The sequence below is a fragment of the Treponema sp. R6D11 genome, assembly GCF_054786075.1.
The window spans coordinates 1-20966 of sequence record NZ_BDHD01000011.1 but is presented as its reverse complement, the minus strand read 5'-3'; the positions used below and the strand labels follow the sequence as shown (position 1 = coordinate 20966).

At 40.9% G+C, this 20966-nt stretch carries 16 protein-coding genes and 2 tRNA genes; 5 read left to right on the top strand and 13 right to left on the bottom strand.

What is annotated here, in order from left to right:
- The first annotated feature begins 28 nt into the window (after positions 1 to 28).
- The gene (locus ACYVTD_RS02475) at positions 29 to 700 is read left to right on the top strand and encodes an MgtC/SapB family protein (protein ID WP_461246194.1); all 672 of its coding nucleotides are present in this window, start codon (positions 29 to 31) and stop codon (positions 698 to 700) included.
- A 45-nt stretch (positions 701 to 745) separates the two neighbouring features.
- Here the strand turns inward: ACYVTD_RS02475 and ACYVTD_RS02470 are convergent, their stop codons facing one another.
- The 4 genes from ACYVTD_RS02470 to ACYVTD_RS02455 all read right to left on the bottom strand — a co-directional run bounded on the left by ACYVTD_RS02470 (position 746) and on the right by ACYVTD_RS02455 (position 10903).
- On the bottom strand, positions 746 to 1618 hold the full coding sequence (locus ACYVTD_RS02470; RefSeq protein ID WP_461246193.1) for a YitT family protein: 873 nt from the start codon (positions 1616 to 1618) through the stop codon (positions 746 to 748).
- 52 nt (positions 1619 to 1670) lie between these two features.
- The gene (gene pbpC, locus ACYVTD_RS02465; protein ID WP_461246192.1) at positions 1671 to 3980 is read right to left on the bottom strand and encodes a penicillin-binding protein 1C; all 2310 of its coding nucleotides are present in this window, start codon (positions 3978 to 3980) and stop codon (positions 1671 to 1673) included.
- A 15-nt stretch (positions 3981 to 3995) separates the two neighbouring features.
- Entirely contained in the window at positions 3996 to 9500 is a 5505-nt protein-coding gene (locus tag ACYVTD_RS02460; RefSeq protein ID WP_461246191.1) for an alpha-2-macroglobulin family protein, read from the bottom strand.
- A gap of 86 nt (positions 9501 to 9586) precedes the next feature.
- Entirely contained in the window at positions 9587 to 10903 is a 1317-nt protein-coding gene (locus tag ACYVTD_RS02455; protein WP_461246190.1) for an ABC transporter substrate-binding protein, read from the bottom strand.
- Positions 10904 to 11063: 160 nt separating this feature from the next.
- Between ACYVTD_RS02455 and ACYVTD_RS02450 the strand changes: the two genes are divergently transcribed.
- Both ACYVTD_RS02450 and ACYVTD_RS02445 read left to right on the top strand, forming a co-directional pair.
- Positions 11064 to 12734, top strand: coding sequence for a tetratricopeptide repeat protein (locus ACYVTD_RS02450; RefSeq protein WP_461246189.1), 1671 nt, complete (start codon positions 11064 to 11066; stop codon positions 12732 to 12734).
- The gene (locus ACYVTD_RS02445; RefSeq protein ID WP_461246188.1) at positions 12731 to 13288 is read left to right on the top strand and encodes an FAD synthetase family protein; all 558 of its coding nucleotides are present in this window, start codon (positions 12731 to 12733) and stop codon (positions 13286 to 13288) included. The genes ACYVTD_RS02450 and ACYVTD_RS02445 overlap by 4 nt, the downstream gene beginning before the upstream one ends.
- Before the next feature lie 16 nt (positions 13289 to 13304).
- On the opposite strand, the gene ACYVTD_RS02440 is transcribed toward ACYVTD_RS02445, so the two are convergent.
- Genes ACYVTD_RS02440 through ACYVTD_RS02430 form a run of 3 tightly spaced genes read right to left on the bottom strand, consistent with a single transcriptional unit; the run spans position 13305 to position 16515 of the window.
- Positions 13305 to 14669: a leucine-rich repeat domain-containing protein gene (locus ACYVTD_RS02440; RefSeq protein ID WP_461246187.1), complete on the bottom strand. Its 1365-nt coding sequence runs from the start codon at positions 14667 to 14669 to the stop codon at positions 13305 to 13307.
- Positions 14666 to 15736: a S41 family peptidase gene (locus tag ACYVTD_RS02435; protein WP_461246186.1), complete on the bottom strand. Its 1071-nt coding sequence runs from the start codon at positions 15734 to 15736 to the stop codon at positions 14666 to 14668. The genes ACYVTD_RS02440 and ACYVTD_RS02435 overlap by 4 nt, the downstream gene beginning before the upstream one ends.
- Positions 15737 to 15744: 8 nt before the next feature.
- Positions 15745 to 16515, bottom strand: coding sequence for a hypothetical protein (locus ACYVTD_RS02430; RefSeq protein ID WP_461246185.1), 771 nt, complete (start codon positions 16513 to 16515; stop codon positions 15745 to 15747).
- A gap of 138 nt (positions 16516 to 16653) precedes the next feature.
- On the opposite strand from ACYVTD_RS02430, the gene ACYVTD_RS02425 reads away from it, so the two are divergent.
- Positions 16654 to 17478: a transketolase gene (locus tag ACYVTD_RS02425; RefSeq protein WP_461246184.1), complete on the top strand. Its 825-nt coding sequence runs from the start codon at positions 16654 to 16656 to the stop codon at positions 17476 to 17478.
- 3 nt (positions 17479 to 17481) lie between these two features.
- Positions 17482 to 18423, top strand: a complete 942-nt coding sequence (locus ACYVTD_RS02420) for a transketolase family protein (protein WP_461246183.1) — start codon at positions 17482 to 17484, stop codon at positions 18421 to 18423.
- A 54-nt stretch (positions 18424 to 18477) separates the two neighbouring features.
- On the opposite strand, the gene ACYVTD_RS02415 is transcribed toward ACYVTD_RS02420, so the two are convergent.
- From ACYVTD_RS02415 to ACYVTD_RS02390, 6 genes are all read right to left on the bottom strand, one after another.
- Positions 18478 to 19371: a hypothetical protein gene (locus tag ACYVTD_RS02415; RefSeq protein ID WP_461246182.1), complete on the bottom strand. Its 894-nt coding sequence runs from the start codon at positions 19369 to 19371 to the stop codon at positions 18478 to 18480.
- 48 nt (positions 19372 to 19419) lie between these two features.
- Positions 19420 to 19566, bottom strand: a complete 147-nt coding sequence (locus ACYVTD_RS02410) for a hypothetical protein (RefSeq protein ID WP_461246181.1) — start codon at positions 19564 to 19566, stop codon at positions 19420 to 19422.
- A 15-nt stretch (positions 19567 to 19581) separates the two neighbouring features.
- Positions 19582 to 19899: a BrnA antitoxin family protein gene (locus ACYVTD_RS02405; RefSeq protein WP_461246180.1), complete on the bottom strand. Its 318-nt coding sequence runs from the start codon at positions 19897 to 19899 to the stop codon at positions 19582 to 19584.
- The gene (locus ACYVTD_RS02400; RefSeq protein ID WP_461246179.1) at positions 19853 to 20188 is read right to left on the bottom strand and encodes a BrnT family toxin; all 336 of its coding nucleotides are present in this window, start codon (positions 20186 to 20188) and stop codon (positions 19853 to 19855) included. Before ACYVTD_RS02400 ends, ACYVTD_RS02405 begins: the two co-directional genes overlap by 47 nt.
- Positions 20189 to 20570: 382 nt before the next feature.
- Positions 20571 to 20641, bottom strand: a tRNA-Gly gene (locus ACYVTD_RS02395).
- Between the two features lie 208 nt (positions 20642 to 20849).
- Positions 20850 to 20922 (bottom strand) — tRNA-Arg (locus ACYVTD_RS02390).
- Positions 20923 to 20966: the final 44 nt, after the last annotated feature.

Genomic DNA, 20966 nt, shown 5'->3' with positions numbered 1-20966 from the left:
ATAAAACTTATTTGAAAGGCAGGTTTATATGACATTATTGGATTTTGTTATCAGGATCGGGGCATCGGCGTTATTTGGTTTTTTAATTGGGTTTGAAAGACAACTGACAGGACATCCCGCCGGTATCCGTACTAATGTGCTTGTCAGTTTAGGTTCGTGTATATTTGTCATATTTTCGTTTATCATGGACACGCCCGACAGGACAAGAATAGCGGGGCAAATCGTAACAGGACTGGGTTTCTTGTGTAGCGGTATTATCTTTAAGGACGGCGTGAATGTCCGCGGCTTAAATACGGCGGCTACAATATGGTGTACGGCGGCTATAGGCGTTTTAGCAAGCTCAGGATTTATCCTGTACGCATTAGTGGCAACTGTACTGCTGATAGCCGCTAATGTTATTCTCAGACCTATTTCTAACAAAATCAGTCCCTTGTTTGATGAAACCGGTAAATGTTATCAGATAACGACTGTCTGTGCGGAAGGTAAAAAAAAGGTTATCCGTTCCATAATTACGGACTATGTTTCCTCGTTAAAATTAGTTCTTTCTGATTTGGAGTGCAAAAATGTTGGCGACGACAAGGTTAAAATTGTAGCAAAAATGCACGTTTACGGCAAACACAGGGAAGAAACCGCAGAAACTCTGATCGAAAAAATCCGTGAGGAGAAACATGTTACTTCGGTTGGGTGGGAAATTCTGTAAACAATTATACATCTTATTAAAAACGAAAATTAGCGGTATAATTTTTTAATCAAACGGCTTCTGATAAAATCGCCCGTTAAGCTGATCGGTCTTTAACACATTGATAAACGCTTCATCGTCAATTTGTCTTATTGCGGAAATAAGGGTCTTTACCTGGCTGGCGGTTACCACAGAATAAAGCAATGTTCTGCTTTTCTTTTCGTAACTGCCAAAGCCTTCAAAACAAGTAGCGCCGTGATGGGCTTTTTCATTGATAACCGAAATAATTAAATCAGGTTTGTTGGTAATAATAAGAAGCGTCCTTTGCTGATAATTCCGATAAAGCGCTTCCAACGCCGTAGTGGTTACAAACTGGAAAATTACGGAGTATAAAGCTTTGTCTATGTCAAAGAGAAATCCCGCAACCGCCAGAATAACGCAATTCCCAATAAAAATGTAATGCCATGCGTCCTTGCGGTATCTTTCGGAAATAAAAATAGCGATAAAATCCGTGCCGCCTGATGTGGCTCCGGCATAAAGACATAGAGAGATGGACAATCCGTTTATAGCTCCGCCAAATACTGCCGATAGCAAGGTATCGTGCAGTTGGATAAGCTCGATGAACATGGGAGGCATCCAATCGGTAAGGAAGCCAGTAACAACAATGGAGAGCAAAGAAAAGAGGGTAAATTTCTTGCCAATAAATTTAAAACATATCGCAGCGGGGATCGAGTTAAGAATGTAAAATGGCACGCTGAAAGGCAGATGAAAATTTCCGTAACGCAGGCATATTTCCTGAAGAAGCAGGGACAACCCCGTAAAGCCGCCGGGAATAATTCCGCCTGCATGAACAAAAGTTCTTATATTAAAAGCCATCAGTACACCGGCGAAAATTACCAAAAACAAACGCCAAATTGTAATCGAAAATTTTTTATCCATTAGTACATTCTAGTTGATTGGAATAAGGTAATCTATACCCCTTTCGGCTCCCCTACTTGCTGTCTAAAACCGTAAAACGCCTTACTATCGTATTGCCGGCAGAATCGACAAGGGTTAATGTACGTAGACCGGGTTTAGGACGGGCTTCCATTTCGTGAAAAGTTTGAGTATAGCCCATGAATTCATCATCAAGATGCCAATAAATTATTTCTGTTTCATCTCGGTGGGCGGCGGAGAAAACTATTTTACCCTCGCTGTTGTCCAATTCCCTGGGAACATATACTTGACTGTCGGGTTCGGGATTAAAAAGGGCAAGCACTCCATCTCCCCTGTTTGATAAATCTTTGGAGTTTATATACGGCGGCAGTGGTTTATAATCAAGATTCCAACGACGGAAATACCATTCTTCAGCAGGAGGAAGAACAAACCATTTTCTTTGTACCGCCGTGGTGGAAACGCCGGGTTTAAGAACGATGCGATAAGTAAGAGTATCGTCCAAAATTATTGTTTGACAAAAACGGCATGGCTTGGAGGCAGGAGCGTCTTTGGGTATATCAACATATTTTATGTCGAGGCAATTAACGGAAGCCGGAAAACCTGATGACGTACAAACTTCCACTTGCTGTAACTCTATCGTAGGTTTGCTAAACCATGTGTTTCGGTTTCCGCCAAGAGAACTAAGAACGGAAAAAATTTCAAAGAGTACGGGGGCGGAAGTAACGGCACTTCGCAATTCGGGTCGTCCTTCTCCTGAAGCGTTTCCTATCCAAACTCCTACCGTCCATTCGGGAGTTACGCCGATAGCCCAAGCGTCACGGAAACCGTAACTTGTTCCGGTTTTCCACGCAATGTGCCTTGCCCCTGCGTATTCACGCCAAATGGATTCCTCGCCGGGACGCGCAGCGTTCACCAACGCTTCCAGAGTGAGCCATGCCGCTCCACAAGAAATTAATGATGAACTTGAAGTATAAGCGTCGGCTGTCTGTCCAAGTTTGGCGTAAAGTTTTGTTATTTCAAAAAGAGTAACTTCCGCACCGCCTAGAATAAGCGGAAGCCCATACTCATTGCCGGAGCGAAAAAGTGTTGTAAGCCCCAATGAGCGAAGAAATTGAACGAACCTTTCAACGCCAAAGACACGCAAAGAACGTGCCGCAGGAACATTGAGAGACCTCGCCAAAGCTTCGTCAGCCGGAACAACGCCCAAATAACTTCTGCTCATGTTTTCGGGACTGAAACTTCCAACCCGAGTTGGAATATCGCTTACCAAAGACGATGGGAGTATGTCCCCCGAATCCAACATGGCGGCATAAAGAAAAGGTTTAAGCAAGCTTCCCGAACTTCGCCTTGAAGAAGCAATATCAACATCGGGGGCATGGCTAGTATTTGTGTTGCCCACATAGGCGGCTGTCTCGCCTGTTTGCGTATTAAGCACAACGCAAGCTCCGTTAAAAATTCCGTTCAACGCAAAACGGTCTGAGGCTCGGTTCAAAATATCCGTAACCCTCATTTGTATGCCTCTGTCTATCGTTGTAACAAAGGCTGCCGATTTTTTTAACGAAGAAGTTTTTTTCGCTTCCAAAACAAGCCTGTCAAGCAGATGAGGAGCGATACGTGGCAGAGGGAGCGGCTCACCGGGGAGCGGCTCCGCAACGCTAAGGACAAGAGTTTCCTCATCAAAGAAACCTCTCTTAAAAAGTTTATTTAAGAGTGAATCTCTTTTTGCTTTTAGGGTTTCTCGGTTACGCCCCGGATGAATAAGAGAAGGACTGTTTGGAAGCGTCGCCAAAACAGCCGCTTCCGCCCATGAAAGATCGTTTGAACTTCTGCCAAACCAACGCCATGCCGCTGTTTCCAAACCAACAACATTCGCTCCAAAGGGAGCATTAGCCGCATAGAGGGCAAGAATCTTCTTTTTTGATCTTCCGGCTTCAAGCCTGACAGCCAGATACGTTTCTATAAACTTTTCAAAAAAAGTTCTTTTACGCACGCCTCTTGCAAGGCGTATTGTCTGCATAGTAATTGTAGAACCGCCAGAAATAATTTTTTTACCTCGAATGTTCTGATACGCCGCACGAGCGATTGCCAAGGGGTCAACGCCAAAGTGTTTGCGGAATCTACGGTCTTCAGTCTCGATTAACGCAAGTGCGAATTTTTCGTTTACCTTCTCTGTGCCGGGAAAACGCCACTGACCGTCAGAGGCAACTTGTGCTCCCAATAAATTTCCTTCACGATCAAAAAGAACTGGCGAATAGGAAACGTCAAAAAGAGGTCTTGGCAAAGAAAAAATAAACGCAAGCAGGAGAATAAGTATTCCCCCGCTGATAATCAGACGCTTTTTATTTACATACTTTAATATTCTCACAAACTGCCGCTTGCGTTATCGCACGCCCGGAATTAACGCTCTGATTGACTCGTCATACATAGCGTAAACATGTATTGCCGGTCTAAAGAAAGAGCCTTCATAGGCTTTGTTTACCCTGAAGGTTATCGTTCTTTCTTCGCCTCTGTTAAGATTAAAGTATGTCATCACTCTGTCGTCCCTTATGTCCTGATAACGGAAATTCGATGAAGAGGCACTGCCGCCAAGCCGTGCGTTGACGATTTCCCACGATGCGGAAAGAGGAATAATAAGAGCGGCTTCTTCCACAGACTGAGAAAATGTATTGCGTACACGAACAGAGATTTCCATATCATCGCCTAGTTTTAAGTTTTCAGGAGCAATTACTCTACTGTTGGAGTCTCGATATTCAACGGTTAGCGAAAGACCTTCGGAAAGGGCGGGTTCTTTTCCCTCAACGGGAAGTCCTTTTGCCGTGAATCTTACATAAACAGGAGAAGATGAACGATTAGTCGCCGACAAAGCGGCGTTAGCTCCGGTTACGTTTTCAAAAGAGCGTTCTGCGACAGGAGCGGTAAAAGAGATGTTTCCAGTTTTTCCGGCTACGGAATAATCCAACGACAACGCTCCTGTTCCGGCATTGCTAGACATATACGGAGCTATGGCGATAAGGGCGTATGCCGTCTCCTGAGTTGAAAGCCATTTGTCCTGAGAAAGCGTATCTGTTATTTCTTCAAAGAGCTTTTTGGTTCTTCCCACCTCCTCAGGAGAATTTAACAAAATTAAAGTTTCAAGAATCATCGCCTTATCTCTGAGAGTTGAGCCGAATGTTTCAGAAAGCTCACGGTAATCTTTTTCCGGCAAAGCCAAACCTTTTATCATGTTTCGGGCTGTATCACGCTGTCCGGCAAGCCAATACGCTGCGGCAAGACGCCAGCTTGCCTGAAACGGCAATTTATGGCTTCGCAAGCGGTTCATCGATCCAAGATCGGCTTCGCCTGCAAGAGCCAGAGTGTAAAGACGGTACGCCTGTTCGGTATGTTTATTGCCGCTTACCTGCCATTGTGCTGCGGCGTTCTTTTGGTAATTTATCCAGTTCCTAATAGCGGTTGTACGCACTTCATAACCTGCCTTCCTCGCTTCAAGAAGGAAATGCCCAATATAAGAAGAACACCAGTCATTTACAACCGATTCGCCGGGCCAATACGAAAAGCCCCCCGACATTAACTGCATACCTAAAACACGCTCTATTCCGCCGTTTACGTTTGTTCTGATTTCGGCTTTTTTATTGTCGTCCAGTAAAAGAACCTTATCAAGATAAAGTTGAGGGAATGAGCCGCTTGTAGTTTGTTCAGCACAGCCGTGAGGATACTTAATTAAATAATCCAACCGTGATTCAAGATTGAGCGGCGGAAGTCTTGAGAAACTTGCGACAATGTTATTTGTTCCCTCTCTGCCGGGATAATCAAGAGTTCCCTTCCATGTCTCGCCTGCGGAGAGCAACGTTTGTATTGACTTTGTTACGGGAACTGCCGTAGAGCGAACTTCGATTTCTACAACCTGCTGTGCTGTTTTTAATCCCGATGAGTCCGCCGTTACCGTAAATTTTAATTTTCCCGGGTTATTGGGAGACTTTACTTTAAAGCGGATTAATTTTTCTTCGCTTTTTTCAAAAGGCACATCCTGTGTTGAGTTGCCTTGAATTGTCGCACCCGGTACAGAGAGAGCTACTTTTACGTTTCTTCTTCCGTCCTTTTGAGCGTTTACATAGACAGGAACTTCAAATTCATCGCTTGGCGAAAGCACTCTTGGCAAAGAAGCGAAGACCATAAGATCGGAAGTTACTTTTACTGTTGTTTGGGCAATTCCGTAACCACGCAATACTCTGCCGGTTTGAGGTTCGCTTGTGGAAGAAGCGGCGAGAACCATAATTCGCACCGCTCCGATATACGGAGGCAGATCAAAAGTTTCGGTCTTTTGTCCGTTCTTGCCGATTTCAAAGGGTCCAAAAAAACGCACCACAGGTTTGAACCGCTGCGTCTCTTTTTGCGAATTTACTTCGCCGTCATCGCCGCCTCCAATAGCAAGGAAGGTTTCCAGTTTGCCCGAATAAGCTCCGATAACTTCCTGAAAAAGGTCCCATGAATTGATAAACGAAGCGTCTCTGGCGTAAAAAGTATTTTTCGGGTTGGGCAAATTAAAACGGGTAAGACCTAGAAGCCCTTCGTCCACTACCGCAACTGTATACGCCATCGGTCTGCCTTTTTCTTCACTAATCGTAAATGAAACTTTTGATTCTGCTTGCCAATTTTCCTGCGTTTTAATCTGCGGATTAATTACAACTCTCGCGTCCTCAACCATTACGGGAGTAATGCCGTAAAGGCGTATTGGAAGATCGTTTTGTGTTTGTAAATGCGGTTGAACAAGAGTTATATGCACATAAATATTCGGAACCATAGACTGTTCAGCGTTAAATTCATATTTTGTTGTTCCTTCCTGACAGCTAATCCATTCGTTTTTTATTATGTTTCCGCCTTTTTCCAACACAACAAGAGCGGCTGCGTCTTTATTGGACGGGAATGTTATCTGTATTTTTTCACCTGTGTTATATGTTTGTTTTCCGGCAGTTAATGTCAACATTGTCTGCGAACCCTGACCGCCGTCACGGGCACGTCCCGCCCAACCGGGCCAATCAATATACGTTGTTTGAGCCGCAGCGTGTCCGCCTTTACCGTCTTTGGCTATCACGATGTAACGTCCCCAATCGGGATATTTAATATTAAAAGTAAAAGTCGCCTTGCCGTTTACGGCGGTAACTGTTTGACGTGAAATCGGAGTTTTGGAAAGTGCCGATGCGAATTCTGCGGACTCGTTATCTCCTTTTTCCCACCACCAACGCCAATTTATTTTATAAATAGCACAATCAAGATCGATGTTTCCTCGCAACGGTTTTCCGTCTTCGTCAAGAATTACTATATCCGCCTTGTGATCCGTATCGGTAAGCAGCATATTTCTTTCGTCCCCTTTGGACAATTTTATTCCGACATAACTGCTGTAAGGCGAATACTCTTTGCTGATTTGTTCCGACGAAAAAACTCCTGACGGTTCAAAAATCCGCGTCATAAACCGCGCTATTACCCTGCCGGGAACGGATGGACCGGGATTAAAATTCATTGTTACTATGGCTTTTCCTTCGCCGTCAAGAGTTCCGCTCCAGATGTTCTGCCGTTCTGTCGAAATGTTTCTGGAAGGATCACGGAAAGAATAATCTTCATAACCTTTAAATGTTGTTTCTTTGTCCGCATAAACGGCAGAAATATCGGCTTTTAAGCCGGAAGCCGGCGCTCCGTAAAGCCATTGGGATACCAAAGGAATCTTTTGAGAACCGCTTTTAATAAATTCATTTGTACCAAAATCAAGATCGATTTTTAATCTGTTTGGCATAATGGTTTCTATTTTTATGTTTTTATTAAATGTCTTGCCGCCAACTCTTACCCTTGCAGTCCAGTCTCCGGTAGGAGCGTCTGACGCTGTAACAGCCGCAAGGGAATAAAATCCGTCTACGGAAGAAGTGTAAGTGCGATTTATAACAGGGCGACCTCTTGGGTCTTCCAATTCAAATATAACAGGATGATTCTGAGGAAGAGAGCCAAGCGGATCGGCAAGAAGGAATGTAAGGAATATATCATCGCCGGGACGCCACACATCACGCTCCCCGTAGATGAGCCCACGCAGTCCCGAAGAAGGAGTACCGCCCGAAATATCAAAATGGCTTACAGAAAGAGCCTGAGAATCATTAACTTTAAGATACGCTCTGCCTAAATTACTTTCCGCATACACAACAGGACGCGAGCCGCTTGCCGTATCCGAAGACGCAGGAATTGTCGCAATGCCGTTTGAGTTTGTTCTGCCCTGATTAAGAACGCGTCCCTGATAATTGTAAACCTTGTATTCAACATTAGGCGCGGCGCGGGCGGTAATAAGATTTGTCGTCACGATAAGCCATGAACCGTCAAGAGAGCGTTTTGCAATAAGCCCTAAATCCGAAACAAGCACATTCCGGCTCTCTGTTATATTGTGCCCATACATATCAAAATAAAAAGCCGGATGACATGGATCAGTGCGATTGTTATACCATTCATTCCAACTGTAATCCTTAGAATTATAATAACTCGAAGATGTCACGCCGCTTATCGTATAACGCGGTGAAAAAGAGTCATCGGGAAATTCATAGCCGGAAAAATCCTTGTGTCCTTTATCACAAACATATTTAACATGCCGTTGCCTGAAAGTAATCCTTACATGGAACATTCCGCCAGGAAATTTTTTACTTAGCTCCGCCATATCAAGCCCGTGGCGTATCCAACGATTTTGATCGGACGCTACCCATTGGAAATCAAAAGCTTTTGTCCACACAGGCTCACCTACGCGATCAAGTTGAGAATCGCCTGTAAGGTTATTATATTGTAAAAAATAAACCATATTTTGATTGTAAATTTGAAACGCTTCTACCAAAACGCCGGTAACATTTTTAGTTTCAATTACAATCTGAGACCCCTGGCTTGTCGGCAAAATAGCGCCGTTTCCGGCAAAACGCACCTCAGGCAATTCCCATTTATCGGGAACTGTATACTGAATCGGAGTGCTTAAACGTTTACCGTCTACATCTACTAAATCCTGAATTACAAGTTCCGCTCCCGCCGGAATACCGCCTGAATTATTTCCGAAAATTTTTATTATATTTCCATCTAGCGTATAACGCACGTCAGTGTTACCGGAAAGAGAAATAAAACCTCTTAAATCCTGATTAGCTTTAAGATTTTTTGAAAATGAAACTTCTATTATATCGTTAGCAAATTGAAGATCAAGCATTTCGAAAATATCCAAGCCGGGAATTAATACGACAACAAACCCATTTTCATCGATTCCCAAAGGTTTACCTTTCCATGTAACTTCAACAGTTCTGGAAGCCTCGCCGCGTTTAACAGGCTCAAAAACAAAACGATGAACATTGTCAGTATGCGTCCATGAAATTTTACCTAACTCTTTTGAGCTGACAGTTTGCTCTATTTTTGAAATTTCCGCGTCTTCATCGGCATTGACAACTCCCGAGATAATAACATTATCATCGTCACCTAACTGTACAGGTTCAAGTTCTACCCGAAAAACAGGAAACGCCGCCGTAAAAGAAAAATTAAATGTGGGAATTCCTTTGATATTCACGACCACATTGTACTTTTGTCCTTGCTTATATTTTTTGGAAGGAGTAAAAACAAGAGTATACTCGTCCTGCCATGAAACAGTACCCTTAACTTTCGGGCTTAGAACCAATGCGTTAGACGCTAATGGCACGGACGTATCCTGACCGAATTTGAATTCAACAATTACAGGCGCGCTTTTATTCAAGATTCCGCCCGAAACCGCCGCAACATATTCAGGATCGGGGAGGGGTTTTTCCCTCTTACAAGAAATAAATAAACTACTGGCAAATATTAATAAACATATAGAAAAAAGAAAGCATGATAAATATTTTGACTTTTTCATAATACCCCCACATAATTATATCACAATCAACAAAATTTGTGAATATATTACCTGTTATTAAAAATAATTATCACAGGGAGTTTTTTTCATTGTTTTTCAAAAAATGTTTTTAGCTCTTCTAAAAAATTGTTTTCATATTCCAACGTTTCCGGTTTAACAGACAAATTTTCCGCAACAATTGAAGCTTCAAAAATTTCCCATGCTTTGGAGTAAAAAAGATCGTCTCTTACATAATTGCCTGGAATAATGTTAGAAACCATACCGGGAACGGCGTTTAATTTTTCGCAAAGGAGATTGCTTTTGCTCGCAAGAAACGAAAGAAAACTCCATGCTTCTTCGGGGTAAGCGGTATTGGCGGAAATGCCCACATAAATAGAGGAAATGTCTATGGTGTATTTTCCGCCTGTCCCTGAAACGGGAATTGTTGTTATGCCAAATGCGTTGTCTCCCATTTTCTCTCTCAAGTACGGAATTGCTCCAGTAGAAGCAATTATCATTGCGGTCTTTCCTTGAGCAAAGGCTTCTATACGTTCATCGCCTGTTGTTTCAAAAATATTCGGCGCAAGTAATCCTTCTTTGCTCAGAACGCCGAAAAATGAAAGTTCTTTTATCGCGTCTTTGTTAAAAACAAGAACGCCGTCCTCATCTACCGAAAATAAACTGCCGCCTGAAGCCCATATCCATGAAAAGACATCTCTTGCCAAAGCTTGACGATCTTTTTGGCTCAAACTTAACGCGTATCCCGCCGTGCCTGAATCCCCGCGTGAAACAGCCCTTGCATAAACCAAAAACTCGTCTCTTGTTTTAGGCGGGTGATCAAAACCAGCGGCGGAGAGAATATTAATATTATAAAAAAACATATCCATAAAAGAGACAAGGGGAATTGCCATTTGCCGCGAGCCTGAATTATATTCGGTAAACGTATTTAGTTCCATTAACTCGTTTGCGGCGATAAACGCGCTAAAATCGCCTTCGTTTAAAAAAAGAATATCCGGCTCAGCGGGAGTGGGGCTATTGGCAAACTTCAACTGAATGTCGGGATTTTTTTCTTCAAATTCCCGTATTAACGTTTCCATTAAATCTTTCCCGAATAATTCTTCGCCGCTTACAGACAAATACAGATTCACCTGTCTGGCTTTCGCTTCCAACTTGAAAAACAAATTAATAATTATCGGAGTAAGAATAATAACAAGCAAAGCCGCAAGAATAAAAATATCCGTCCAGCTTACTGGGTGCATTGACACTTTTATTTTGTTTGCTATTTTTTTAGTAATGACGGCAATCTTTTTGGCAATTAGAACAATTTTTCCGCCAACATAACATACCGCGTCTTTTGCTTTGATAGCGATTTTTACCGCAATAACGGCAATTTTTTTACCAACATAACATATCGCATCTGCCATTTTTAAAAAGGCAAGAATAATTATCCTACCAATATGGCATATTGCTTCTTTTATCTCATTTAAGACAAAAACACATACTTTACCTATAAAATGTATAGATTTTTTGACTTTAACGGCAATATTTTTGCAAATATTACATATCGACTTTTTTACCTTTTTAATGTACATCTTAAATATGTTCACTTTTTCCAAAAGGTTCATTTACGCACTCTCCAATAAATTACGGCAAATAAATCCGAGATATAAAGACGAGGACGGTATTGTATCCGAAGGTAAGTTAATAATTGATTTTGCCAAAACAAAAAAATCCCCTTTTGATATTAAATCAGAATCTTCATATAATGCCTACCTGTCAAAAAGCTCTCTTACGCTTGGCTTAAAAAAGGAAAGCTGTATCGCGTGGGTAGATATGCCGGACTATGAATTTGAAGATCACATAATAGAAGCAAAAATCCGCTTGGAAACCCTTGGTAGTTACGCGGCAGCCGGCATTATTTTTCATATTATGGACGAAGGCTCATACTATTTAGCCCTTGTCTCAAACAAAGGGTACTTCCGTCTTGACGTTGTAAAAGACAGTTCTCCCAAAACCTTAATTGCCTGGACAGATATACCTGATTTTGACAAAATTAATTTTAACATAAAAATAGTCACCTGTGGCACTTATTTGATTTTTCTTGTAAACGACAAATGGCTTGGAGAAGTAAACGACACTTCTTCGGATTATGGCGCGCTTGGTTTTGTTATGGCTTCTTATGAATCTGATGAAAAGAAAAAGACCGACAAACAAAAACCTGACAGCGAACCTAAAGAACCCTTAGAAGAAAAAAACGAATATGTTTGTAAAGCTCATCTTGAATATATTTCCGTTGATTCGCGAATTAAATATGTAGAAGATGCTTTTAAAAAATTAACTGACGATATAAATATCAACGCCGAGGGGCGATTAAGGCTTGCGGAAACTTTTGCCGTAATGGGCGAACCTGCAAAAGCTTTGGATCAGATCAGTAGGGCGTGGAAACGCAGGGACGAAGTTATTCGCACTGTTTCCGCATCGTCGGAAGTAAGGACAAAAAGAGAATTGCTTCTTGCGGCGAGAATGTCATTCCGTCTTGGGCAATACAGCAATGCGGAAGAATTTATAAACGCGATTCTTGATCAATGGCCAGATTCCGCCGAAGGGAAAATAGCGCACACGGAAAAAATAAAAATATTAAATGAGTTAAATAAATTTGAAGAATTAAATGAGTTTATAATAAATAATCCTTTTAAAATAGAAAAAGATATTGACTTTTACACACTACTCGCAAAATGCCGTTGGGAACTTAAAAATTACGCTGATTCCGCCGAAGCATGGGACACGGCGTTTGAGATGAGCAAGCAAAACGGCGTCTACGCGGTTAATGCAGCTAACGCGTATGAAATGGCGGGGGACGAAAAAGAAGCTTTGACGCGTTATATCGCAGCCGGAAAAATTTTTCTTAATCAGGATAATATGCCGGAACTTGCCGCGCTTATACAAAAATTGTCTGTCCTTGGAAAGGATAACTGGGAAGCCCACGCTCTTGCGGGAAAATGGGCGTTCAGTCTCGAAGACTATGATAAGAGCGCGAAAGAATTTGAAATTTCCCACAAACTCAGGTGTGCTTTAAGACCGCGCCCAAAACCGGATCCGGCTCTTTATTATTTATGGGGTATTGTTTTTTACATTAAGGGCAGGATTAAAACCGCAATACGTTTAGTAAGAAGAGCCTGCGCCCTTGCTCCGGACTATGAACTTTTCCGCAAAAAATTAAAAGAACTTATAAAAATTAGTGAAAAGAAAAAATGATGCAAATAATTGAATGGCGGAATTTTATTAAAAAAGGATTTTCTCATAACGGAAAACTTTCCTCTATGACGGTTGGCGTTTTTGACGGTGTACATTTGGGACATCAGGAATTGTTAAAGAGGGTTATATCGCATAACGTGGATAAAATACCAGTGGTTATTACTTTTAAGGATAACCATAAAATTGAGAGCGGACATATTTTAACTTTTAAACAAAGACTGGATATATTTGAAAGCTTAGGAGTAAAAGTAACGATTGTTATTGACTTTACCAAAGAAGTTAAACAAATGTCGGGGATTGATTTTTTAAAAATTTTGTTAGAGCGTGGCAATGTCGGCTTTTTCGTGGTCGGAAACGATTTTAAGTGCGGTCATCAACAAGATACTGACGCAACGGCGATTCAAAAATTTTTTGCCGAGCATAACATTCCCGCGGAAATTGTGCCGAAAATTACAGAAGGCTCCGCGCCCATCAGCTCCAGCCGTATCCGCGCCGCAATAAGCGCGGGAGACATTGAGTTGGCGCAAAAGATGTTGGGGCGAAAATATCCGTAAAATTATAAAAGGCGTATCAGGGAACAACCCATGTATTATCGACAAGGGTATAAGTTCCTTCTTTTCTGCCGTTTTTATAATAAGCGCTCTCAAAACCATTGCCAAAAGCGGAACTGCCAAGCGTTACATTTTCTCCAATGGTGATTTCGGTCAACGGGTTATCTATAAAGGCTTGAATTTCAATATATTCAACTTTGCCAGGTATGGTAATTTCGTTTAGCTCATTGTTTGCAAACGCTTTGTATCCAATATCAGTAACTTTCTCGGAAATTTTAACTTTGTTTAATTGGTTATGTAAAAATGCATTATTCCCAATAGTTGTAACGCTATCGGGAATATCAACCTCTGTAAGCTGATTATAGGCAAACGCGTTAGCTCCAATGGTAATAACCGTATCGGGAATAAGAATATCTTCTATTTCGTTGTTATTAAAACCTGAAAGGTAGACGACTTTATCGGTAATGTTAATATTTTTTAATTTGTTATTTCCAAATGCGCCAGAGCCAATGGAAATAACATTTTCAGGAATAGTAATATCGGTAATCTTGTTATAAGCAAATGCGTCTTCTCCTATGGAAACAACATTTCCTTTAATATCAATACTTGTGATCCGATTATATGCAAATGTGGAACTTCTTATATAGGTAATTTTTTCCGGTATAGTAACAAAGGACAACTGGTTATAGCCAAACGCGCCTGAGCCAATGGCGGTAACGCTTTCAGGAATAGTAACATCGGTCAACTGGTTATATGCAAATGAAGTAATTCCAATAGTTTTAACGCTATCGGGAATAATAATCTCTGTAAGTTGATTATCGGCAAACGCGCTGTCCCCAATAGCCTCAACGCTGTCAGGAATCTCTACGCTTGTCAGTTCGTTATCATAAAACGCTCTGTATCCTATCGCCGTAACAAGCGTTCCGGGCGCTAATTCCTTTGGTATCGTTAATGAATCAACTGACTGATAGTAACCTGTTATTGTCAAGTTTGAAGTCCCGCTAAAATACCAATCAGCATATACAGTCGCGGTTTTTGCGTTCCATCCTGTAAATCCCCGATACGGATCAAGTCCTACTCTAATCGTCCCTTTACCTCCAGATGTTATAAGAAGTTCATAAGTCGTCGTACTTGTCTGTGACATAACGTCTTTTATAACAGAAAATGCAGCGTTTATTTTTATGTCATCGGCGGTAAGAATAAGTTTGTCATCGTTAACTGTTATGGTTAGCATGGTTGTTCTAGCGTCTATAGAACCGTCAGCGGAGATTGAAACGATAGCGCAACTATCGTCGTCTGAATTTTCCTCTTCTTTACAAGCAATAAAAAAGAGCGCAACAGAAAGAGCGACGAATATAAATTTCTTTAAATTGCTGATTTTCATTCTATACCCGCTAACTCTTTTGCGTATTTAAACGCGTCTTCCAGTTGATTATCTGTCTGATTCGTTGTATTTTTAGTTTCTATGTAAGGAGATATTCCTATTCCTTCATAAATTTTTCCGTTCATATCTGTGACTCTTTCCGGCGATATTGAATAAATCCACCCGTTTATCATAAAACGATCATTACGCGCGGAAAATGCTCCGCATGTTGTTGTTCCTACATGTTTTACATGATCCTGCGTCCGCAATGCCATAGTAAACCATTCCGCCGCGGAAACTGTACTTTTATTTGTTAATAGTATAATTGGTTTTGTATAACCATACTTGCCGTCGGAAGCTTTCTTAATACTTTTTACTGTATAAATTATAGGCGTGGATAAGTCATTTGTTCCTGACCCCGTTTTAATTCTTGCTTTAATATAATCTTTTGGCACAGACGCAAAACGAGCGGCAATATATTCCATTACATATATATCTCCCCCTCTGTTATCGCGAACATCCAAAACAAGAGCTTTGGTATCTGCAAGACTGTCTACAATATTGTCTATAGATCTACCCCATTCATTTCCTTCCGTCTCAGGGTCATCATTTATAAATGATGAAATATAAATGTAACCTATATTGGGATTGGAAATAAATGTGCCAAATAAAAAGTTTTTATATCCATTATTACCGTTTTTGTTTAGATAACTTTTTACCGTTAAAGAACTAAAATATTCACTGCTGGAATAATAACTACTGGAAAACTTACCGGGGGCATATAACCCGACATGAGGATCATTTAACTCTTTTAACATATTTGCGCATACACTAAATAATGATTCTTCGTCCATGTCGGAATAAACTTTAAGGGCATACCCTGTTGATTTATTATGATATACATCATACCAACTGTTATATTTAAGGTTATAGCTCATTCTAAAATCCAAATTTGCATGGATATTATTAAAATCATTCCAGAGGCTTTTTAATACTTCAGAAGGACTGGTATCAGGGTCTGGTCCTAAAAATAACTGACATGCGGAAAAAAAGACAACTATAGGTAATATCAGCAATTTAATTTTCACTTTCTCTCCTAAAAAGTAAATGCAACGCCCGTATTCATGCAAAACGACGCGTCTTTTCTTGGTTGCGGAAAAGTAATATGAGAAAGTTCAAAACCAAGACCCAAATAAAAAGAAAGCAATCCGTTTAATTTATGATAATATTTTAAGTCGCCAAAAATCGCCATGTAATTATGGAAGCTAGTTACTCTTTTCTCTGAATCAAGCGGGGCGTAAAGTAATCCGTAATAAGGAGGTCTTATAGCATAACCTAAAAAAGGAATACTCATAGAAAAAATCAATTCGTTTTTTTCGTTTATGATCCATTTCTGTGTCACATGTATATTAAACGAACATAATATGGTTAGGCTGTAATAATATGATTCCTGCAAAGCGGAATAATATAAATCGCCCCTTATTGCGCTACCAAGGTATCCCGGAAAAGCGCTGTTTCCCCATACCCGATAATCAAACGCATGTTCAAAATATAATCTTAGAAAGATATGTTCCTTCTGGTAATATGTAAAATAATCATCATTGTTTTTTATTTCTAATGGATTGGTTTCACCTGTTAAAAACCCAAAACTAAACAAATAACTAAATTTGTTTAGTTCGACACTGCCGTTCATATTAAAATTTACAGTATCCAAATATCTGTTTAAAGGTAAATCCGTTTCTTCCCTGTATCCTATGAATGAATAGCCTAAACCTGTTCCCAGTCTGATAGGTTTTTCCGCTTTAGCCACCTCAGGCGTTTTGGACTCTTCTGCCGTTTGCGCGAAAGTTTGACCAATATTGACCAAAATAAAAAAAATAAACGCCAGATAAAGACCTTTTAATTGCATCTTTCTAATAATAGTTTTACTTTCTTACACTGTCAATGGTACATGACAAACACCTTTATTTATGATATATTAACTTATTATTTAGAGGAGAACAGCATGGATAAAGAAACTGAAAATTATCTAAAAGCGCAAGCAAAAGAAATCCGTAAAATGACAATCGAAGAAATCGGAAATCTTGGAACAGGTCATATCGGAGGAGCCATGTCAATCGTTGACCTTTTGGCTCTGTTATACTTTCACAAAATGAAGGTTGATCCGAAAAATCCCCGTTGGGAAGAACGCGATCAACTGGTAGTTTCCAAGGGACACTCCGGTCCCGCCGTTTACGCGACTTTGGCGCTCAAGGGATTTTTCCCCAAGGACTGGCTTACTACACTGAACAAGGGCGGAACAAGCCTCCCCAGCCACTGCGACCGCAACAAGACCCCCGGCATTGACATGACGACAGGCTCTCTTGGGCAGGGCTTTTCAGCCGCTATCGGCATTGCTCTCGGTTTAAAGATGGATAAAAAAACATCGACCGTATACACGATTATCGGCGACGGCGAATCCAACGAAGGGCAGATTTGGGAAGGCGCATTATTCGCGGGCTTTCAAAAACTTCCCAACTTAATCGCTTTTACCGATAACAACAAACAACAGCTTGACGGCTTTTGCAAAGACATTTTGGACATGGGAAACATTGCCGCAAAGTGGGAACAATTCGGTTGGTTCACTCAGGAAGTCAATGGTCATGACATTGCCGCTTTGGATGCCGCGATTGACAAAGCTCTTGCGGAAAAAGAAAGAGCTTCGATGATTGTAATGCACACAATCAAAGGAAAGGGCTGTAGCTTCGCGGAAGGCGTGGAGAAAAATCACAGCATGGCTTTCGACATGGAAAAGGCAAGAGAAGCCATTGCCGCGTTGGATAAGGAGTAAATCATGGCAGAACAACAAAAAGAAATGCGAATGGCGTATGTCGATACAGTAATGGCATTAGCCGAAAAAAATAAAAACATTGTGGTGCTGGAAGCGGATTTAATGAGTTGCACGAACACGGGTATTTTTAAGAAAACATATCCCGACCGTTTTTTCAACTGCGGTATTGCGGAAGCCAACATGATTGGCGTTGCCGCCGGTCTTTCCACTCTGGGTAAAATTCCGTTTGCGTCAGGCTTCGGCTGTTTTTCATCAAGGCGCGTATATGATCAATTTTTTCTTTCCGCCAACTACGCAAAGTTAAACGTAAAATTGATTGGCACAGACCCAGGAGTAACAGCCGCGTTTAACGGCGGAACTCACATGCCCTTTGAAGAACTTGCTCTGATGAGGGTAATTCCAAAAGTTACAATGATTGAGCCGTCCGACCCCACGTCCTGCGCCGCCTTTGTCCGTTTAATGGCGGAAGAATACGGCTGTCATTATCTGCGTATCCCGCGCAAACCCGTGCCATATCTGTATTCAGAAAATGAAACTTTCAAGTTCGGGCAGGCAAAAGTTTTAAAAGAGGGAAAAGACGTTTGCTTTGTAGCGCTTGGAAGCCTCATGGTAAACCAATCGCTTAAAGCCTGCGAAAAACTTGCCACAGAGGGAATCAGCGCCGGAGTGCTTGATGTTCTTACATTAAAACCGATTGACCGCGACGCGATATTGAACCAAGCCGGCAAAGTACGCGCAATCATCAGCGCGGAGAACGCCCAAATAATGAGCGGACTCGGCAGCGCAGTAGCGGAAATAATTGCCGAAGAAGGCTGCCGCTGCAAGTTCGCGCGCATCGGCATTAACGACGAATTCGGCGAAGTGGGAACGCAGGACTACCTTGTAACCCGCTACGGACTAGATGTTGACAGCTTTGTGAAGAAAGCGAAAGCTTTGTTGAAGTAAGTATTCACGAGCGATAAATGGAAAAGGACATGGGGGTTGCCTCTGTGTCCTTTTTTATTGAGTCAATTTTTTATATAATTCATTAATTAGTTTTCCATCTTTTGTTTTCCATACAACCCAGCCATTTGATGTAGTTCTGGAAGGACTAATTTTTTGAATACATCTTAACGAAGAAACACTAACGGATGATATTTCACCATCTACTTCAATACCATTCTTTCTAACTATACCAATAAATTTTGTTTTTGTTTTTCCTTTTGGACCATATTCAAAATATAATTCTTGACCAATTGTTAAAAGACCTTTATTTATTACTTGAGAAAGAATATCTCCTGTTATTTTTTCATTATCATCACTAGAATCTATTTCTGGTTCTATTTCTTTTTCAGGAATACTAAACAATACATTACCATTAATATCAACATATTTTTCTACAAGCCAAACAATAACCTCAACTTTTAATGTTTTTGACCAATCTTTTAAATCATTTGGGATAAAATCTATTGGTAATGCTACAATAGGAGGTAATTTAAGAATTTTGTTAATAGTTCCATGAATGTTTATTTCTTCAATATCAATTTCATTTAGTAAATCTTTAAATGCAGTGTTTTTATTTATCTTTTTTATACAATTTTCTGCTATCTTGATTTTGGTATCAATGTTTTCCATTGCCGTTATCTGTTTTGAAATTTGAGGTGCAATATGTTCCCATGTACCATGAATACCTCTTTCAACTTCTAAAATATACCATTTATTTTCTTGAAAATTTATTATTATGCCATCAGGAATACTTCCTTTGCCTGAATTTGTACTTATTAGGTTTTTATCCAATAAAATTGAATAGTCCCCAAAAAGTAGTTTAAAATTATTTATTACTACATTTTCAATTTCATCTTCATCAACAAATTCCATTTTTGAATAAATTTTACCGTTTTTATCAAAAATCATATATTTCTCCTGTATTTATCAAATTATACAATATCTGGGGTTTTATTTCTAATTATTATTTTTTTTGTCCTCATGCCCGGTTTTTCCGCAGTTTGTACGGGAACCGTCTTTTCTGTGGTACTCCTGACAAGCCTTGCAGTCTCCGTGCCTTGCACAGCCATAGGTACATTTACATTCATTGTTTTTTTCTGCCATATTTTTCTCCTTTTTTTATTTTGTGGCGTTGGTCAGAATAGTGGGATTATTGACGGCGTATTTAAGGACATCAGCCATAATGCCAGTATAACCATCGCCCATTGTTTTGTAACTTTCCAAAATGTCAGGGGCAATGCGTATTGTTATTGATTTCTTCTTTTTTCGTCTGTTACGTTCAGCCGCTAATTGAGCGAATTCTTTTAATGCTTCTGGCGTAGATTTTGGACAGTCCTCTGTATAGCGAATAGGCTTTCGCGCCGCTTTCCTGACCTCTCTAATTGCTTCTTTAGGTGGCTTTTGACCAACCCATACCGTCGATCTGATAATTCCCATGATAACTTCTCCTTTCATGTTTTTCCGCTACCCGTGCGGATATAATGCGCTTATTCTCTCCTCGTTCTGTATAGACCACAAAGAGAACTTTACCTACCATGCCCAGAGTTTGCCATCTTTCTTCACCTGATGTATTTTCTTCACTCCGATCAATGCGTTCAAGTCTTTCAGGATCAGTAAAAACATACTGGGCAGTTTCAAAGCTCAAATCGTGTAACTGCTTGTTAAGGATGTTTTTATTATCATCCCATTCAATACCGATCAGCTTCATAGATATAATGTAGTGCACTATGCACTACTTGTCAATAAGATATTTTCTCTTCTTTATTTATCCTAAAGCGGCCGACGGGGAACAAACCCCAACGCCCCGTCAAGGGGCGTAGCTGAACAAAATCCAAACGTTCCGGCGCCGTGCTAAAAAAGCCTACGGCTTTTTTAGCTTGGAGTTTTGCGCCCTCCCGACAAAGTACATAGATAGGCGTTGTCCGAAGAGACGCAAAACTCCAGCTTTTATTTGAAAAAACGGTATCCGCGCCGCGGGCAAAGCAAAGTATGTAGCAATCGCAAAGTCTGTAGTAAATACTAATAAATATTTCCAGACTCCCGTATCCCCATTTTAATAAAATTAGAAAAAACTAAAACTTCTTCCAGTTTTTATCCAATTTTTTCTTAGCGGCCGACGGGAGTCGAACCCGCGTCACGAGCTTGGGAAGCTCGGGTAATACCGTTATACGACGGCCGCACAATTTTTCAAAAAGCCTTAGCCCTTCAAAGCCACAGGCTACCAATCATGCAGTTTCGCACTTGTGCGAAACTGCTAGCCAAAAGCCCACAGCTACCAATCCTGCAGTTTTGCCTCGCAAAACTGCCGCGAAAAAGCCATAGGCTATCAATCATGCAGTTTCGCACTTGTGCGAAACTGCTAGCCAAAAGCCGTAGGCTTTTGGCAATGATCCAGGGCTGACTCGAACAGCCGACCTGCCGCTTAGGAGGCGGCCGCTCTATCCCCTGAGCTACTGGACCTGCCTATTCAGACTATCACTCCGTGCGGGCTGTTGTCAACGCGG

Excerpts from the sequence above, each read along its gene's own strand:
- ACYVTD_RS02475 (WP_461246194.1), top strand. The coding sequence starts at position 29 with ATGACATTATTGGATTTTGTTATCAGGATCGGGGCATCGGCGTTATTT.
- ACYVTD_RS02470 (WP_461246193.1), bottom strand. The coding sequence starts at position 1,618 with ATGGATAAAAAATTTTCGATTACAATTTGGCGTTTGTTTTTGGTAATT.
- ACYVTD_RS02460 (WP_461246191.1), bottom strand. The coding sequence starts at position 9,500 with ATGAAAAAGTCAAAATATTTATCATGCTTTCTTTTTTCTATATGTTTA.
- ACYVTD_RS02455 (WP_461246190.1), bottom strand. The coding sequence starts at position 10,903 with ATGGCAGATGCGATATGTTATGTTGGTAAAAAAATTGCCGTTATTGCG.
- ACYVTD_RS02450 (WP_461246189.1), top strand. The coding sequence starts at position 11,064 with ATGTACATCTTAAATATGTTCACTTTTTCCAAAAGGTTCATTTACGCA.
- ACYVTD_RS02445 (WP_461246188.1), top strand. The coding sequence starts at position 12,731 with ATGATGCAAATAATTGAATGGCGGAATTTTATTAAAAAAGGATTTTCT.
- ACYVTD_RS02440 (WP_461246187.1), bottom strand. The coding sequence starts at position 14,669 with ATGAAAATCAGCAATTTAAAGAAATTTATATTCGTCGCTCTTTCTGTT.
- ACYVTD_RS02425 (WP_461246184.1), top strand. The coding sequence starts at position 16,654 with ATGGATAAAGAAACTGAAAATTATCTAAAAGCGCAAGCAAAAGAAATC.
- ACYVTD_RS02420 (WP_461246183.1), top strand. The coding sequence starts at position 17,482 with ATGGCAGAACAACAAAAAGAAATGCGAATGGCGTATGTCGATACAGTA.
- ACYVTD_RS02415 (WP_461246182.1), bottom strand. The coding sequence starts at position 19,371 with ATGATTTTTGATAAAAACGGTAAAATTTATTCAAAAATGGAATTTGTT.
- ACYVTD_RS02410 (WP_461246181.1), bottom strand. The coding sequence starts at position 19,566 with ATGGCAGAAAAAAACAATGAATGTAAATGTACCTATGGCTGTGCAAGG.
- ACYVTD_RS02405 (WP_461246180.1), bottom strand. The coding sequence starts at position 19,899 with ATGGGAATTATCAGATCGACGGTATGGGTTGGTCAAAAGCCACCTAAA.